This window comes from Sulfurimonas sp. HSL1-2 (assembly GCF_039645565.1).
In the GTDB taxonomy this organism is placed as follows: Bacteria; Campylobacterota; Campylobacteria; order Campylobacterales; family Sulfurimonadaceae; genus Thiomicrolovo; species Thiomicrolovo zhangzhouensis.
In genome coordinates, this window is sequence record NZ_CP147914.1 from 726,230 (window position 1) to 740,955 (window position 14,726).

10 protein-coding genes are annotated in these 14,726 nt (G+C 61.3%); 6 read left to right on the top strand and 4 right to left on the bottom strand.

Annotated features, from left to right (window positions below; all coding sequences use genetic code 11):
• Together glk and WCX18_RS03680 are read right to left on the bottom strand one after the other, a co-directional pair.
• Positions 1–1,011 (bottom strand): glucokinase, encoded by a 1,011-nt coding sequence (gene glk / locus WCX18_RS03675; RefSeq protein ID WP_345989685.1) that lies wholly within the window; start codon positions 1,009–1,011, stop codon positions 1–3.
• Positions 1,008–4,169 carry a glycoside hydrolase family 15 protein gene (locus WCX18_RS03680; RefSeq protein ID WP_345989688.1) on the bottom strand — a complete coding sequence of 1,054 codons (3,162 nt, stop codon included), beginning with the start codon at positions 4,167–4,169 and terminating at the stop codon, positions 1,008–1,010. Before WCX18_RS03680 ends, glk begins: the two co-directional genes overlap by 4 nt.
• A 194-nt stretch (positions 4,170–4,363) precedes the next feature.
• Here WCX18_RS03680 and WCX18_RS03685 point away from each other — a divergent pair, with 194 nt between their 5' ends.
• From WCX18_RS03685 to WCX18_RS03710, 6 genes are read left to right on the top strand one after another with little or no spacing between them, the layout of a single operon-like run.
• Positions 4,364–6,103 carry a molybdopterin-dependent oxidoreductase gene (locus WCX18_RS03685; RefSeq protein ID WP_345989690.1) on the top strand — a complete coding sequence of 580 codons (1,740 nt, stop codon included), beginning with the start codon at positions 4,364–4,366 and terminating at the stop codon, positions 6,101–6,103.
• A complete protein-coding gene (locus tag WCX18_RS03690) occupies positions 6,097–7,284 on the top strand; it encodes an aspartate aminotransferase family protein (protein ID WP_345989692.1) in 1,188 nt (395 codons plus the stop codon). The genes WCX18_RS03685 and WCX18_RS03690 overlap by 7 nt, the downstream gene beginning before the upstream one ends.
• On the top strand, positions 7,241–8,536 hold the full coding sequence (locus WCX18_RS03695) for a TolC family protein (protein ID WP_345989695.1): 1,296 nt from the start codon (positions 7,241–7,243) through the stop codon (positions 8,534–8,536). Before WCX18_RS03690 ends, WCX18_RS03695 begins: the two co-directional genes overlap by 44 nt.
• Positions 8,533–9,528 carry an SAM-dependent methyltransferase gene (locus WCX18_RS03700; RefSeq protein ID WP_345989697.1) on the top strand — a complete coding sequence of 332 codons (996 nt, stop codon included), beginning with the start codon at positions 8,533–8,535 and terminating at the stop codon, positions 9,526–9,528. The genes WCX18_RS03695 and WCX18_RS03700 overlap by 4 nt, the downstream gene beginning before the upstream one ends.
• A complete protein-coding gene (gene thiS / locus WCX18_RS03705; RefSeq protein WP_345986248.1) occupies positions 9,528–9,728 on the top strand; it encodes a sulfur carrier protein ThiS in 201 nt (66 codons plus the stop codon). Before WCX18_RS03700 ends, thiS begins: the two co-directional genes overlap by 1 nt.
• Before the next feature lie 30 nt (positions 9,729–9,758).
• On the top strand, positions 9,759–10,442 hold the full coding sequence (locus WCX18_RS03710; RefSeq protein WP_345989700.1) for a DUF4386 domain-containing protein: 684 nt from the start codon (positions 9,759–9,761) through the stop codon (positions 10,440–10,442).
• Between the two features lie 48 nt (positions 10,443–10,490).
• Here the strand turns inward: WCX18_RS03710 and WCX18_RS03715 are convergent, their stop codons facing one another.
• A complete protein-coding gene (locus tag WCX18_RS03715) occupies positions 10,491–12,086 on the bottom strand; it encodes a hypothetical protein (RefSeq protein WP_345989702.1) in 1,596 nt (531 codons plus the stop codon).
• A 198-nt stretch (positions 12,087–12,284) separates the two neighbouring features.
• Complete coding sequence (locus tag WCX18_RS03720; protein WP_345989704.1) at positions 12,285–14,654, bottom strand: AAA family ATPase; 2,370 nt, start codon at positions 14,652–14,654, stop codon at positions 12,285–12,287.
• Positions 14,655–14,726 lie beyond the last annotated feature (72 nt).

Below are 14,726 nucleotides of genomic sequence, written 5' to 3' on the forward strand. Positions count from 1 at the left end.
TTATTCCGCAAGGCCCAAAAGGTTGTCCGCGGCAAAGTGCGCCGCGCCGTCGAGGGCGGTTTCGGGATTGAGCGAAACGCGGACGGGTATTGCCGCGAGCAGTGGGGCGAAACGCCCCTTGGCCCGGAAACTCTCCATGAAATACTGCTGCAGAAAGGGGAGGATTTTCGGCGCGATCCCCCCGCCGATATAGACGCCCCCCGTCGCCATCGTTTTTAGCGCAAGGTTCCCCGCCTCGGCACCGTAGATCGCGGCAAAGAGTGCAAGGGTCTCCCGGCAGAGGGGGTCGTTGTGCAGCAGCGCCCCTTCGCTGATCTTTGCGCTGGGGTCTTCGTCCGGCCCGAGGCGGCGCATGAACTCCGGTTCCGGCGCGATCAGTTTCGTTTTCAGAAACTGGTAGAGGGTGTGGACGCCGGGACCGGAGAGGACGCGTTCGGTGCTGGCATGTTCGGGATGGCGTTCCCACAGCCAGGAGAGCAGCTCCTGCTGCAGCGGCGTGGCGGGGGCGAAATCGCAGTGGCCCCCTTCGGAACCGACCGGCTGGTAGCCCTGTCCGTCGAAAAAGAGCATCGCCTCGCCCAGCCCGGTCCCCGCGGCGATGACGGCACGGTTCCCCGTCCCGGGTTCGGCGGCGGGGTTGAGGTCCACAAAATCGACGTCGTCAAGGTAGAGCATACCGTAGGCGGTCGCTTCCAGGTCATTGAGCAGCCGGACCTTCGGCGTCTCCAGGCGTGCCTGAAGCTGCCGCGTGTCGATCTGCCAGGGGAGGTTCGTCGTTTTGCAGATGCCGCCGATGACGGGACCGGCAATGCCGAAACAGGCGGCATCGATCTTTGCGATGGCCGAGGCGTCGAGGAAGTGGTCGACGATCGATGTGAAATCTGCATGTTCGCGGCTGGCGTACTGCCGTTTCGTTTCAAGTTCGAGGCCCGCTTCGCGGAGGCGGTAGAGGGCGAGGTTCGTTTTGGTCCCGCCGATGTCACCGGCGAGGATAAGCGGCGAGCGTGTCATTCGAAACCTTCTTGCAGGAGATGACGGAACGCGTCAACGAATGCGGCCTCGGTGTCGCGGGGAGAGCGGTGGTAGAAAGCTTCCCAGGCCTGTCCGCGCTGTTCGTTGTAATGGGCGTCCCCGTGTTCCGCGGTCCAGGCGAGGCGTACCGCGTGGCCGATAAGGACATCCAGTACGATATCGTTTTCGACCTTTAGTTCGGGATTTTGGCGGAAGAGCCAGGTAAGGCTCTCGATCGCCTCGAGGTTGAGCTGGCGGTACTCCGGGGCCTGGATACCCTGCAGCAGGGCGTCGATGCGCAGTTCGAAGCTGCGCTCGCCGGCGGTGGTATCGAGGGTCTGCTCGCTCCCGACACGGTTGGCGCTGTCGTATTTGTCCCCGATGACGATGCCGTCGCACTGCTGCAGCAGGTACCAGACATCCTTGTAGAAGCGTTCGGCGTGATGCCCGATCAGCCCGGCATCGTGGCGCCACTGCATCCAGTTCTCCACCTGTGACAGTTCGGTGATCCTCGCGACGGACTTGATGTGCGAAAAACCCGAAGCGCGGAGGTTTTCCATCTCGTTCATGCGCCGCCGCTCGGTGGCAAAGGTCTGGAGGACCTCCCGGAGGCGGTGCAGGATCTCGTGGGGGGCCAGGGTGAGCAGGGTTTCGTAGGCGTCGCCCACCGCCTGGGAGGTCTCGCGGCTGATGCGGCTGACAAGCAGCTGGACGAAGTACCAGGTCCGCACGGTGATGAGCTGATCGAACAGTTCCGGTTCGATGCGGATGAGGTGGCCCAGGTGCAGGATGATCTCCTGGGTCAGGACCGTTTCGGCGGCGCTGTTGCCGCAGTAGGCGTAGATGGTCTCGACGATGCCCGTGCTCTCCACCGGGTGGCAGAAGGTCGCTTTTTCGAAGTAGGCGCGCCCGACGGCAAGGCGTTTCTGGCGGATGATGATATCGAGCAGGACGTCTTCGAGGCGTTCGTCGTAGCGGTAGAGCAGATCCGCCAGGCGGCGGACGGCGGCCCAGTCGTGGCGCGCGGAGGCGGCTTCGTACTGCTGCTGTGCGATCTCCTTGAGGGGCAGCTCCCCTTCGGCGGTCTGCACCGCGAATGCTTCGCCGTGGCGGCGCCACAGCTGCTGCAGCGCTTCGACGGCGCGCGGGTCCGGCGTGAGCGCATAGAGCAGTTCTGCCAGGGTCTCATCATCGTGCTGCTCGATCTGCTGACGCTCGGCAAATCCCAGCTGGTAGGGCGCAAACGTCTCCGCAACGCTTGCGGAGGGGTCGCGCAGAGGGCGGAATGACGGTGTCTCGGGCAGGAAATCTTCGCGCGCACCCATCTGTTCGCGGGAGGCGGTGCCGAGCAGGGTGTGAAGCGGACCCGATTGGACCGCCGTCCCGCAGCAGCTGCCGGATTCGACGGCGCGGAGCAGCTCAAGCACGCTCTCCTGCGTCGTACTTTCGAGCATGTCGTCGCGCACGAGTAGCAGCATCAGAGGCCGTCCGGGCTGGTCCCAGTTTTCGGCCAGGAACTTCAGCGACGAGCGGACATGCTCGACGAGCAGGCGGTTGTCGTAATGGAGATAGAAGGCCCGGGGGTCGAAGTGGTAGGGGAGGAAGACGTAGGTTTCGTCGCCGATCTGGTAGAGACGGGAGGTGGCGATGGTGCGCGAGACCTGCTGGGGACGGCCGGAGAGGTGGAGCTTGCGGTTGGCGCCGACGCTGCTGAAAAGACGGGTGAGCTCCGAAGCGTGCAGGACCTTTGCCGGGGTGGCTTCTTCGAGCGTTTCCGTGCGGATACCGAGGGCATGAAGCCGTGCTTTGACGTCACGGCTTTCGGCGACGACGGCGACGAGCGGTGTGGTCGTCCGGGTCGCCCCGACGCGTTCGCGCCGGCGCAGCGGGTCGATGTCGTCGGGAATGAGCAGCCCGTCGTCGAGCAGGGAGGCCAGCAGGTAGAGGCTCTGGGCCCAGACAAGCGGGACGTTCTCATTGGGACGGCGCTCCTGGGAACCGGGGGCGGCTTTTTCCGCTTCAATGAGCGCTTCGGGGACGATGTAGAGCTCGGGCAGCAGCCTCACGCCGTCCACCTCGACAAAGAGCGGTTCGAGTTTCGTTTTCCACTCCTGCGCCGCCGCCGTATCGCCGCGCAGCAGGGCATCGAGCATCAGGTAGGTGAAAAAGAGCGGCCACTCCGACTCGATATGCTCGAACTGGCGCAGCTCTTCGGCTTCGTAATGCAGGCGGGAGGTGTCTTCGAGCACGCTCTGGTGCCCGTCAAGCAGGAAGCGTTTGCAGCCATAGCGGCCGGCAAGCTTTTTGCGGATCTTCTGCGCCGTTTTGCGGGTCAGTTCGGCATCTTCGACGGCATAGGCGGGATAGCCGATGATGCTCAGCAACGCCGCATCGGTCTCTTTGGAGGTCGATTCGCGCGGCAGCAGGCCGTGGAGGGTGAAGCGGGAGCGCGCGATGTCGCTGGCGACGACGTGGATCACTCCCTCGAGCCCCCGGGAGGTGCCGTAGAGGTTGAAACCGTCGAGGGCTTCCAGGGCGGCCTTGGCCATACCGACGGAGCTGCAGTTGATCTCGGGGTCGCCGTGGTTGATCTTGTTGCCCCGTTCCCAGATCCCGTAATCTGGGGTGGCGTAGGTGCGGCTGATGTAGTGCACGAGGTTCTGGACGAAATCGACCTCGTCGTCGGTGTAGACGATTTGCAGCCCCGAGGCCGTCATCTGGGCCAGCATCAGCAGAAACAGCGAGGTGGCGTCGAGCTGCAGGTGCCCCCACTCGTTGTCGCCGACGACCGCGAGCCCGCTCTGGGTGCCGTACTTGGCGTGCAGTGCATCGAGGGGGTTCTGGGTGCGTTTGAAACGCTCGACGCGGTCGGACTGGCGCATCATGGCCGTGAGCAGGCCGCGCATCAGTTTGACGACGCTGAGCGAAAGCGAAAGGGAACGGGCATTGGCGGGATCATGGCGTTTGTAGGCCAGGGAGAGGCCCCAGACACAGAGGATACTGTAGACGTTGTCGCGTACCCACGCATCGGTGTAGTCGCCGTGCGCGTTGACCGCCGTACTGGCGGGCAGGAGCCCCGTCACGGCATCCTGACGCTCGAGGATGATCTTCGAGACGGCGTCAAAACGCTCGGAAAGTCGTGCTTCGAATGTCATCATTCCTGTCGTCCCGCAATGCAAAGTTATTGGGCTGATCATAGCATAAACACCCCGGTGCGGATGGAGGACGGCTGACGTTTTTTTGACCACAGGCAGGAGTTTGAAATTCTCCGCAGGGCGGAGAAGAAGGCATGAAATATAATGCTACGCATAAGCCAAAACGGGGTAGAATTGTCCCAAAAAACGGGAGCCCCATGCAGAATAAAACCGCCTGTCCCCTGGACTGTTACGATGCCTGCAGCGTCGTCGTCGACGCGGGCAAACTCAAAGGGGATAAAGCGCATTCCTACACCAACGGCTACCTCTGTCCCCACCTCAACCATTTCTGGAAACAGGAGCGTATCACCCAGCCGAGGCTGAAGGGCGAAGTCGTGTCGATGGAGACGGCCCTGGCGCACCTGGAGACGCTGGTGCGCGATGCCCGGGAGGGCAACGGGAGCCTGCACTACCGCAGTTCGGGCAATTTCGGCCTGATGCAGGGGGTGACGGACCACTTTTTCGCTTCCGTCGGCGCGGCGCTTACAAAGGGCTCGCTCTGCGACGGGGCCGGGGAAGCGGGCGTGGTCGAGGGGCGCGGCGCGAACCGCGTGCTGCCGCCCGAACAGATCGCCGGGGCCGACGTCGTCATGGTCTGGGGGCGCAACGTCCCCGTGACCAACTCCCATCTGCTCCCCTTCCTCAAAGGCAAGGAGCTGATCGTCGTCGACCCCGTGCGGACCGCCTTTGCCGACAGCGCGGATATCCATATCCAGCTCAAACCCGGCGGGGACCTCTATTTCGCGATGCTGCTGGCCCGTTTCATCGTCATCGAGGGGATGCATGACGCCGAGTACCTGGCCGAGCACGGCGAGGCGTTCGAAGAGTACTACGAGCTGACCCAGACAGTGCGGATCAAAGCCGCCCTTGATGGCATCGGGCTGGGGCTCGGCGATATCGGCCGGGTGCTGGAGCGGCTGCGGGGCAAAAAGGTGGCCATCCTCGTGGGCACCGGCGTCCAGAAATACCGTCACGGCGACGAGGTGCTGCGCGCCATTGACGCCATCGGCGTGCTTTTGGGGCTGTTCGGGAAACCGGGCTGCGGCGTCAGTTTCCTGGGAAGCTCCTCCGCGGGGATCGCGTCGCCTTTTGCGGCAGCCCGCCGGTTCGAGCCCAAGGCGGCCGCCGCTTTTTCCGATTATGACCTCGTCTTCGTCCAGGGGGCGAACCCGCTGGCACAGATGCCGGATACGGGGCGGGTGACGGACAGCCTCTCCAAAGCGGGGCACGTCGTCTATTTCGGCCTCTACGAGAACGAGACGTCGGCGATGGCCGAACTGGTCATTCCGGCGAAGACCTTCCTGGAGAAAGCGGACGTGCGCACCGCCTACGGCCACAATGCGCTGCTGGAGATGCCCGTATGCGAATCCGGTGCGACGGGCATCAGCGAATATGCACTGAGTGCGGCGCTGTGCGCCGCCTTCGACGTGGCCATAGCGTCCGAAGCGGCCTACCTGGAGCATTTCCGCTCCTGCGGGGAGGAAGCCGGGGAGAAGACCCTGGTACGGGGACGCGATGCCGTGCCCTATGCTGCAGGATTCGACACGGATGACGGGCAGTTTTTATTCCTCGAGGAGTATGATTTCGACTTCGATATGCAGGAGGATTATTTCCTCATCTCCCCGAAGAGCCCGCGGAGCCTCAACTCACAGTTCGAGCGCGAATCGCAGGCCTTTATGCACCCGGGCTGCGGCATCGAGGAGGGGACGCCGGTACGGCTCGTCTCCGCGCAGGGAAGCGTCGTGCTGCCGCTGGCCCACGACGAACGGCTGCTCGCCGACTGCGTTCTGGTCTACGCCGGGACGCCGGGCGTCAACAATCTGACCTCTTCTGCACTCAGTTATGCGGGGGGGAACGCCTGTTACCAGGCAAACAAAATCAAGGTGGAAGCATGTTAGATACGATCAAATCCATGGACGAACAGTTCGTTCTGCCGACCTATGCGCGTCAGGACCTCGCGTTCGAGAGCGGCGAAAATGCGCGCCTCAAAGATACGGAGGGCAAAGAGTACATCGACTTTACCTCCGGCATCGGTGTCGTCAGCGTCGGGCACGGCAACCCGGTCGTGAGCAAGGCGATCTGCGAGCAGGTGGGGCGCATTACCCACATCTCGAACCTCTACCGCATCGCACCGCAGGCCGACTGTGCCCGCCGCATCGTCGAGCGCAGCGGCTACGACATGAAATGCTTCTTCGGCAACAGCGGGGCCGAGGCGAACGAGGGGGCCATCAAGATCGCACGCAAGTACGGCGAGGTGGACGGTCAGGTCAAACGCTACAAGATCATCACCCTCGAGCACTCCTTCCATGGCCGGACCATCACCGCGCTCAAGGCGACGGGACAGGAGGCGATGCACAACTACTTCGGTCCCTTCCCCGACGGTTTCGTCTACGCCAAGTCCATCGACGAGATCGAGGGGCTCATTGACGGCCATACCGTTGCGGTCATGATCGAACTGGTGCAGGGCGAGGGCGGCGTCCAGCCGCTCGACCGCGCCAAGGTACAGGCCCTGGCCGCCATGCTCAAAAAGCGCGACGTGCTGCTGATGGTCGATGAGGTCCAGACGGGTATCTACCGCACCGGCGAGTTCCTCGCCTCGAACCTCTACGGCATCGAACCGGATGTCATCACCCTGGCCAAGGGGCTCGGCGGCGGCGTCCCGATCGGGGTCGTCATGACGGCGAAGAAAGATATCTTCGCCCCGGGCGACCACGGTTCGACGTTCGGGGGGAACTACCTCTCCACGGCAGCGGCGAATGCCGTCCTGGATGTCCTCGAAGCGTATAAAGAGAGCGGCAAGCTTGACGAAGCCTTCCTCTATTTCGAGACGGAGCTCAAGAAGCTGTTCGAGGAGCACCGCGGCCTCTTCACCGATGCGGTCGGTTTCGGCATGATGCGCGGTCTGCGCGCCAAAGACGCCGAGACCCTCGCCCGCGTCATTGCCAATGCCCGCGAAGAGGGGGTCCTCGTCCTCAAAGCCGGACGGAATACGCTGCGGTTCCTGCCGCCGCTCACCATCAGCCGGGAGGAGATGGATGAAGGGTTTGCACGCCTTCGCCGCGCTCTGGCTGCTCTGTAGCGGCCTCTCTGCCGCCGAGCAGAACGCGACAGTCCTGTTCGGCGAGCAGCAGCCCTCCGCATCCGAACGGCAGGGCGTCTCCCTCGAAGCCTACCTCTCCGACCTCAAGCGCAAAGCCTTCGGGTACGATTATGCGAAGACCGAAGAGGAGAGCGCGAAGCTGCGCGACAGCTGGATCCAGCCCGCGGTGATCAGCTATACGCTCAACCGCCAGAACCCCTACAACGGGCAGGGCGCCCCGGAGACCCAGCAGGAGAGCGCCTCGATCGCCATCGACCAGCCCATCTTCCGCAGCGGCGGGATCTACTACGGCATCAAATATGCCGAGGCCTCGCGCGACGTCGGCATGCTCACCATCGCCCAGCAGGAGCGCACACTGATCAAGCAGGCGGTCGACCTGCTGATGCAGATCAAACAGTCCGAACTCGGCATCGCCAAACAGAAGCTGCAGGTGGACAACACCGAGATCAACCTGCTGCAGAAGCGCGAACAGTATATGAGCGGGCAGCTCGACTCGGGTTTCCTGAACAACGCCATCATCGAACGCAACGTCGCCAAACAGGCGCTGCTGGACCTGCAGACGGCGCAGGAACGGCTCGTAAGCGCTTTTGAGAGCATCAGCGACCTCGATTACCGTACGGCAACGATCCCTTTCCTCGCGATGGTGGATGAAGCGCGCTTCATGGACGGCACGATAGACCTGGCCCTCGCAAAGCGTCAGCGCGCGCAGGAGCGCTACAACAAAGACGTTACCCTCGCATCGTACCTGCCGAGCATCAGCGTGCAGGGGAGCTACAACTGGCAGAAACAGGAGTCCTTCTTCTTCACCGGTTCGACCGCCATCAAATCCCAGCCGCCGGAGACGGCCTACTACCGCTACGGCGTGAAGGCCTCGATGCCCATCGACATCAACAGCGTCAACGACTACGAAGCGTCACGGCTGGCCTACCTCAAGGCAAAAGTGACCATCGATGATACGAAACGTGCGCTGCGCGCGCTGTATGAGCAGGTCGTTGACAATCTCCGGAACATCGACGCGAAGATCGCCCTGGCCAAAGAGAACGAGGCCCTTTACGCCACCTTGCTGCAAGACACCGAAGCGCAGTACGGGGCGGGGCTGAAAACGCAGTACGACGTCGAGCTGCTGGCCAATTCGCGCCGGATCGAGCAGCTCAGCCAGCGCGGCTACGAGATCGACCGCCAGCGCGAACTGCTGAACCTGTATGAAAAACTGAGCGACCCGGAACAATGAGATTCAGCGACTATATGACCCAGTGGCTCTATGCCGACGACGGCTACTATGCGACCTACCGCCCCATCGGCAAAAGCGGGGACTTCTATACGGCGGTCAGTGCATCGAAATTCTTCGGCGGCACCATCGCCAAACACCTGATCGACGTGATCGACGAGGGGTTCTTGAGCCCGAACGCGACCGTCTGCGAGATCGGGGCGCACCACGGCTACCTGCTGGCCGACATCGTGGAGTTCATCTATACTCTGCGCCCGGAACTGCTGAAGACACTCTCCTTTGCCATCGTCGAACGGTTTGAACACCTGCAGGAGCAGCAGCGGCGCTACTTTGGGGACTCCTTCGGGGAGGCCGTCACACTGCGCCACTACACCGCGCTGTCGCAGATGCACGAGCCGGAGGCGTTCTTCGTCGCCAACGAGATCTTCGACGCTTTTCCCTGCGAACTCTATTACAAAGGGAAGACGGGACGGGTCGAGAACCACGAGATCATCTTCGACGTCGACGATGCCTGGGTGAAAGCGAAGGCGGAGCAGTTCCACAAGGACCGGGGCGAGATTGCCGTCGGGTACGAGGCGTTCGCAAAGGAGATGGCCGCGGCGGCACAGCAAAGCGAATTCATCACCTTTGACTACGGTGAGATGCAGGCACGCCCTGACGTCTCGCTGCGGGTCTACAAAGAGCACGGGGTATTCCCCTTCTTCGACGAGACCCTCGACCGTGCCGATGCCTATAAAAAGAGCGACATCACCTACGACGTCACCTTTGCCCACGTCAAAGAGGCTTTCGAAGCCGCCGGGATGCCGATGGCCGAATACGCGACGCAGATGAAAGCTTTGGTGGAGATGGGCATCCTGGAACTGCTGGAGATCTTAAGAGCGAATGCAGACGAAAAAGTCTATAAACAGGAACTGGAAAAGGTCAAAACGCTGATCATGCCGCAGTTCCTCGGGGAACGTTTTAAAATGATTCGATTCAGAAAGGAGAGAACATAATGGAAATCATCATCAACGGGGAGACACGTACCGTCAAGGAAGATACCCGTCTGGGCAAACTGCTCGACGAAATGGGGCTCCGGGAAAAAGTCATGGCAGCGGCCATCAACATGGAGATCGTCAAGCAGGACCTGTGGGATACGCATGAGCTGCACAACAATGACCGTCTCGAACTGCTGGACTTTGTCGGCGGGGGCTGAAGCAGCCTGCTGAAGGGCATGGAGGCAATCATGGAACAGGCAGCCGGCAGACGGGATCTTAATACCCCGGCCCGCATCGCAGGATTTGCATGGCTCGTCGTGATCATAGCGGGCATCAGCGCGGAGTTCTTCCTGCGCATGCCGCTGATTGTGCAGGGGGATGCGGCGGCGACGGCCGCAAATATCATGGAAGCGGAGGGGCGCTTCCGTCTCAGTATCGCTGCCGATACCGTTATGCTGCTCTTTGACGTGACGGCCACCGTAGCGCTTTACCTCCTTTTCCGGCAGACAGACCGGCTTTTGGCACTGACGGCAGCCGCTTTTCGGCTCATAATGGGCGCGGTTCTGGCCGCCAATCTACTCACTTTGGGTTCGGTACCTTTGGTATTGCAGGGCGCGGACCCCGCTGCAGCCACAACCGTGCAGCTGCTTCTTGACATTCATGGAACCGGATACGATATCGGCCTCGTCTTTTTCGGGCTGCACTGTTTCCTCCTGGGCATCCTGATCATGAAATCCGCTTATCTTCCCCGTCTGCTGGGTGCACTGCTGATGGCCGCGTCGCTTGGGTATCTGCTCGACAGTTTTTCCCACCTGCTGCTGCCGCAGGGTACGCCGTTTCTGGCAATGACGGCATCGGCCCTGATCGCGGTGGCGCTGCTGGCGGAGCTTTCGATCTCGTTCTGGCTGATGGTAAAAGGGGTGAAATCGTAATGCGGGAAAAGGAGGGCGGCGGATGCAGGCATCCGCGCCTCTCATTGTTTACGGTTGTGCCGGTTCGACGCACTCTGCGTCGCAGAGCGGGCAGTTTGAGGTCGCGGTCGCTCTGACCTCGGTGCCGTTGAGCGGCTCGGTACCGATCCCCACAACGGTATTTCGGTGTGTGTTGTTGATCGCACATTCGGAGACCGTGGCCGTCGGGTGGTAAGTGCCGCTGAAACTTTCGCACTGGGTGCGTCCCTGCGGGTCGTCGGCCGGGTAAAGCGCATCGTAATCGAACATCTCGCCGGACTTGTCGTCGGTGACGTGAATGTTGGTAAGCAGGGTACCGTTTTGTTCGTTACAGACCCTGCCTTCGTAATCAACACGGACGACGACTTGGCCTCCGAGCGTTTCGAGTTTCTGTTTACACGTTTTGGTAATGGAGATCGCCGGGTTAAGGGTGATCTTTTGACAGGTTGACTGCGCCGTTTCCGGTGCCATGGCGTACTCCCCGATATGACCGGTCGCCGTAATCGTGTTGGTCGGCGGGTTGAGGTAGGAGTTGATCGTATAGCTGTAGCTTCTTGACTCGCCCGTTGCCAGATCCGTGATATCGCTGAGGGTCGGATCATCGTTGGGGTCCTCCGGGCTTCCCGCGTCGTCATGGAACTCGATGCGGTCGATCGTACCGAAGCCTTCGTTGGTCACGGTGTACTTGAAGGTATGGTTAATCGTGATGTAGTCGGAACGTTCGAGCTCCGAGGAGAGACACTCTTTGGCGATGCTCAGCTTACAGGTATTGAGGTTGCCGCTGACGAAGTCCTTGAGCTGGGCGTTGACGCGGTGCGAGGAGCGGGTCTCCATCAAAAAGGAGCTGAAGCAGGGGACAGTGTTTTCAAAGATCCAGCTGAGGTTGATCCCCCCTTCGAAGAAGCTGTTTTCGGGATAGGTGTGTTCGGGCATACCGTCGACGAGGGACTTGGGCGTGTAGGTGTCCCAGGCCTGGGTCGGGCTGCCGTTGGAGGTGGCGAAGTAGTAATTGTCACCCCCGCCCTGGCCTTCGAAGATGAGTTTCAGGTTATCTTTTTGAGTGTCATCCCACTTATAGAGCTTGACGTTTGCCTGTGTACCCCCCTGGACGAACTCCGCAAGCATCAGCACGTCGCCGTTTTTGTGGACGCCTGAAAAAGTACCGTCCGGTTTAGGGGCGACACGGTCCTGGAAGAACCAGACACCCATCTGCGCCGATCCGTCGGTGGAGTAGCGGTCGCCCATCAGGTAGACGATCAGCTCGCCGTTGGCGTTGTAGGCCGCGGCCGCGGAGTGGAGGATCTCATCCTTGTCCGGGACCGAACCGTCCGTCCAGCGCCACTGGTCGATATCGCGCACGTCTTTGGAACCGCCGCCGGTAAAGATACTCATGCCGAGGCCGTCTACGATGATCCCACTGTCGCTGAACGCACTGTCGAGCCCGTTGGCGATATCCTGCCAGTCATCCCCCGGGACGGCCGCTTCACTGATGATGTTGCCGTCGAGTTCAAACTGCCCCGTAGCATGCGGTTTTTCCCATGCCAATCCGTTTACGGCAGCGCCGAATAGTAAGCCTGCGGCCAGGAGGTTTCTCCAAATCCGCCCATTAGAAGTGATCTGTTTCATTGTCAGAGCCTTTTCTTTTGAGGGGCAGGGACAGCGAGGCGTATCGGTGTATTTCCCCTTCGCCTATTGGCCTTGACGGCCAAACCGTTTCAGTTCTTCCATAACTAAATATTATTCCTGCTGACCTTAAGAACTGGTAAACACAAAATTAAACTTCGGATAATACCTGCCGGAAGGGGCGGGAAAAAACGGGGATGTTCAGGCCGTATGCGGCGTGTTGACGAGGGCTTTCAGCGCACTTCCTTCGATGAATTCCATGGCGATAAGCCGCTGGGCGACGGTCTCGATCAGGGGCCAGTGTGTCTCGATCACCTCTTTGGCCCTGGCGGTTCCCTCGGCGATCCAGACGGCAATACGCTCTTCCAGCGATGCGTCGAAAAGGGTATTGCTGACATTTTGCTGCAGCAGTTCGACGCTGATATTCTGCAGTTCGCTGTCCATGCCGTACTGGGCGACGGCGCTGTAGGCGTAGAGGGTCGCCTGCTGCAGGTCGTTGTAGGCCCCCGTTTCGATCCCTTCGCCCTCGCCGAACTGCTTGACCGTCGCCAGCCGCCCGGCAAGCGCGACGGCGATGTTGGCACGCAGTTCGTCGGCACTCATGTTCGTCTGGAGCTTCTCCTGGGTGTAGGAGACGAGCCCGAGGGTTTCACTGCGGGGGATGACGGTAACCTGCTCGATTTCGACGGTGGGGAGAAGGACCATGGAGGTGACGGCATGCGCAGCCTCGTGGTAGGCGCTGCGCCGCAGATCCTCCTCGAAGTTCTTGAGCCGTTTCTTCTCCAGACGGCTGCCGTATTTGATGGTATTGATCTGATCGATGATGATCTGTTCATCCAGTTGCGCCTTCCCCTGCTTGATCGCCTCCAGTGCGCAGGCTTTGGCGATACGGCCGAGTTCGTAGCCGTTCATCCCGCTCATATAGCGGGTGATACGTTCAATGTCGATTTTCGCATGGGGTTTGTCCAGCAGCTGCTTGGCGAAAAAGAGGCGGGCCTCCCTGTCGAGTTCGGGCACCTCGACGAACTGGTCGATGCGCCCGGGGTGCATGAGCGCGGCCGGTACCTCCTCCTTGTGCTGCGCTGTCATCACGGTGAAGACAAAGTTGTCGGGGGCGTCCGGAGCGGCGTCGATCGAGGCGCCCAGGGTTTCGGTCGGGATCGGCGTGTAATTGCCCTCGATGATCCCCTTGACATCGACGTTCTCCAGGATGATAAGCAGGGGGGCGGCCTGGCGGGCACGCTGGAAGGCCGCTTCGATCAGCTCCTCGTTGAACAGGTCGCTGCCGCGCAGGTAGAGGTAGGGGAGGCCCGCCTCCTTGGCGAAGGCTTTGACGAGCAGCGTCTTCCCGACGCCCTCTGGACCGTAGAGCAGCAGCCCTTTCGGAAGCGTGATGCCGAAGGTATTGAGACCCTGCTCGTTGTGCAGCAGCGTAACCAGCGCGGTCAGCTGCTGCTTGACCCGGTTCTGGCCGGCGATGGCGTCGAAACCGCTGCGGCCGACCGGATGGATGGTGAGGCGGTCGCTCTGCAGCGGCACGGGGGCGAACTCCTGGGCATGCTCTTCGACGGAGCGCAGGCGCAGTTCCATCCCCTCTTTGCCGTTGAGGCGTTCCCAGTTCAGGCTGAAACGGCGGTCGTACTTGCCGAAGGATTTCAGGTCCGATTCATCCGCAAAGGTGCAGTGCAGCCAGTGGCGTGCCTCTTTGGAAACGTCGAGGACAATCGACCCCGTCTCCGGCATACCCGTCTGGGCAAGGTCGAAGAGGTAGGCGGGCAGGCGGTGTGCGACGCGGGTCGTGTTGAGGTAGGGGGAGAAGGAGAGCAGCAGTGCCAGAGCGAGTTCGGAGGGGTGCCGCAGCTCAAGAGAGACGGGCTGGGTCGCATTCCAGCGCACGCCAGCGGTCCGGAGGATCTCTTCGGTAATGGTCTGCAGCGCCGCGAGGTCATGGGGGTAAAGAAGGATAAGGTCCGTCTCGCTCATGACATTGAGCAGTTCCGGGTCGAAAAGCGCCCGAAGGCCGCCGTTGTCATCGGGGACGCCCGTCGTGGCCAGGGTTTCGTACAGATGGGCCTGCTCCAGCAGCGGCTGGTCGTAGTAGCGCTCGAGGCGGCTTTTCTCGACCCACTCCGGGGCCTTGATCTTGAAGAGGAAGACGAAGAGGGTCTGTGCAAAACGTTCCGGTGCGCCCGGTGCGCCGTCGGTGACGATGGCGGCGACGGCGCGCTGGATCGCATGGTCGGTCGCGTCGATATCTTCGAAGACGATCGCCCCTTCGGGGTGCGCGGCGACCCATGTTGTCAAGATCCCTTTGGGCCCCAGCAGCCGGTCAAGATCATCCGAAAAGGCAAACTCTCCCATATGCAGATGTAGACGCTCGCGATTGAGCAGCGCCAGGGTCTGCAGCATCAGCAGTTTTTTCCCCGACGCGGGCGGACCGGCGATGACGAGGAGGTCGGCCACACCGCCGAAATGGCGGCAGCTTCCAAGCCGCTGCAGCCAGCTGCGCAGCAGCGACGCCGCTTTTTCCTGGCCGATCGGTGCGGGAAAGGTATCGGGTGTCGTATTCATACGACTATTATAAGCGGATTTACCATTTAAGTGCAATGGTGTCTTGTAGGGGTTGCACCTGGAAGGACGTTT

Bases quoted from the DNA above. Each gene is read 5' to 3' on its own strand.
- WCX18_RS03720 (WP_345989704.1), bottom strand. From the start codon at position 14,654: ATGAATACGACACCCGATACCTTTCCCGCACCGATCGGCCAGGAAAAA.
- WCX18_RS03710 (WP_345989700.1), top strand. From the start codon at position 9,759: ATGGAACAGGCAGCCGGCAGACGGGATCTTAATACCCCGGCCCGCATC.
- WCX18_RS03680 (WP_345989688.1), bottom strand. From the start codon at position 4,169: ATGATGACATTCGAAGCACGACTTTCCGAGCGTTTTGACGCCGTCTCG.
- WCX18_RS03715 (WP_345989702.1), bottom strand. From the start codon at position 12,086: ATGAAACAGATCACTTCTAATGGGCGGATTTGGAGAAACCTCCTGGCC.
- WCX18_RS03700 (WP_345989697.1), top strand. From the start codon at position 8,533: ATGAGATTCAGCGACTATATGACCCAGTGGCTCTATGCCGACGACGGC.
- WCX18_RS03695 (WP_345989695.1), top strand. From the start codon at position 7,241: ATGAAGGGTTTGCACGCCTTCGCCGCGCTCTGGCTGCTCTGTAGCGGC.
- WCX18_RS03685 (WP_345989690.1), top strand. From the start codon at position 4,364: ATGCAGAATAAAACCGCCTGTCCCCTGGACTGTTACGATGCCTGCAGC.
- glk (WP_345989685.1), bottom strand. From the start codon at position 1,011: ATGACACGCTCGCCGCTTATCCTCGCCGGTGACATCGGCGGGACCAAA.
- WCX18_RS03690 (WP_345989692.1), top strand. From the start codon at position 6,097: ATGTTAGATACGATCAAATCCATGGACGAACAGTTCGTTCTGCCGACC.
- thiS (WP_345986248.1), top strand. From the start codon at position 9,528: ATGGAAATCATCATCAACGGGGAGACACGTACCGTCAAGGAAGATACC.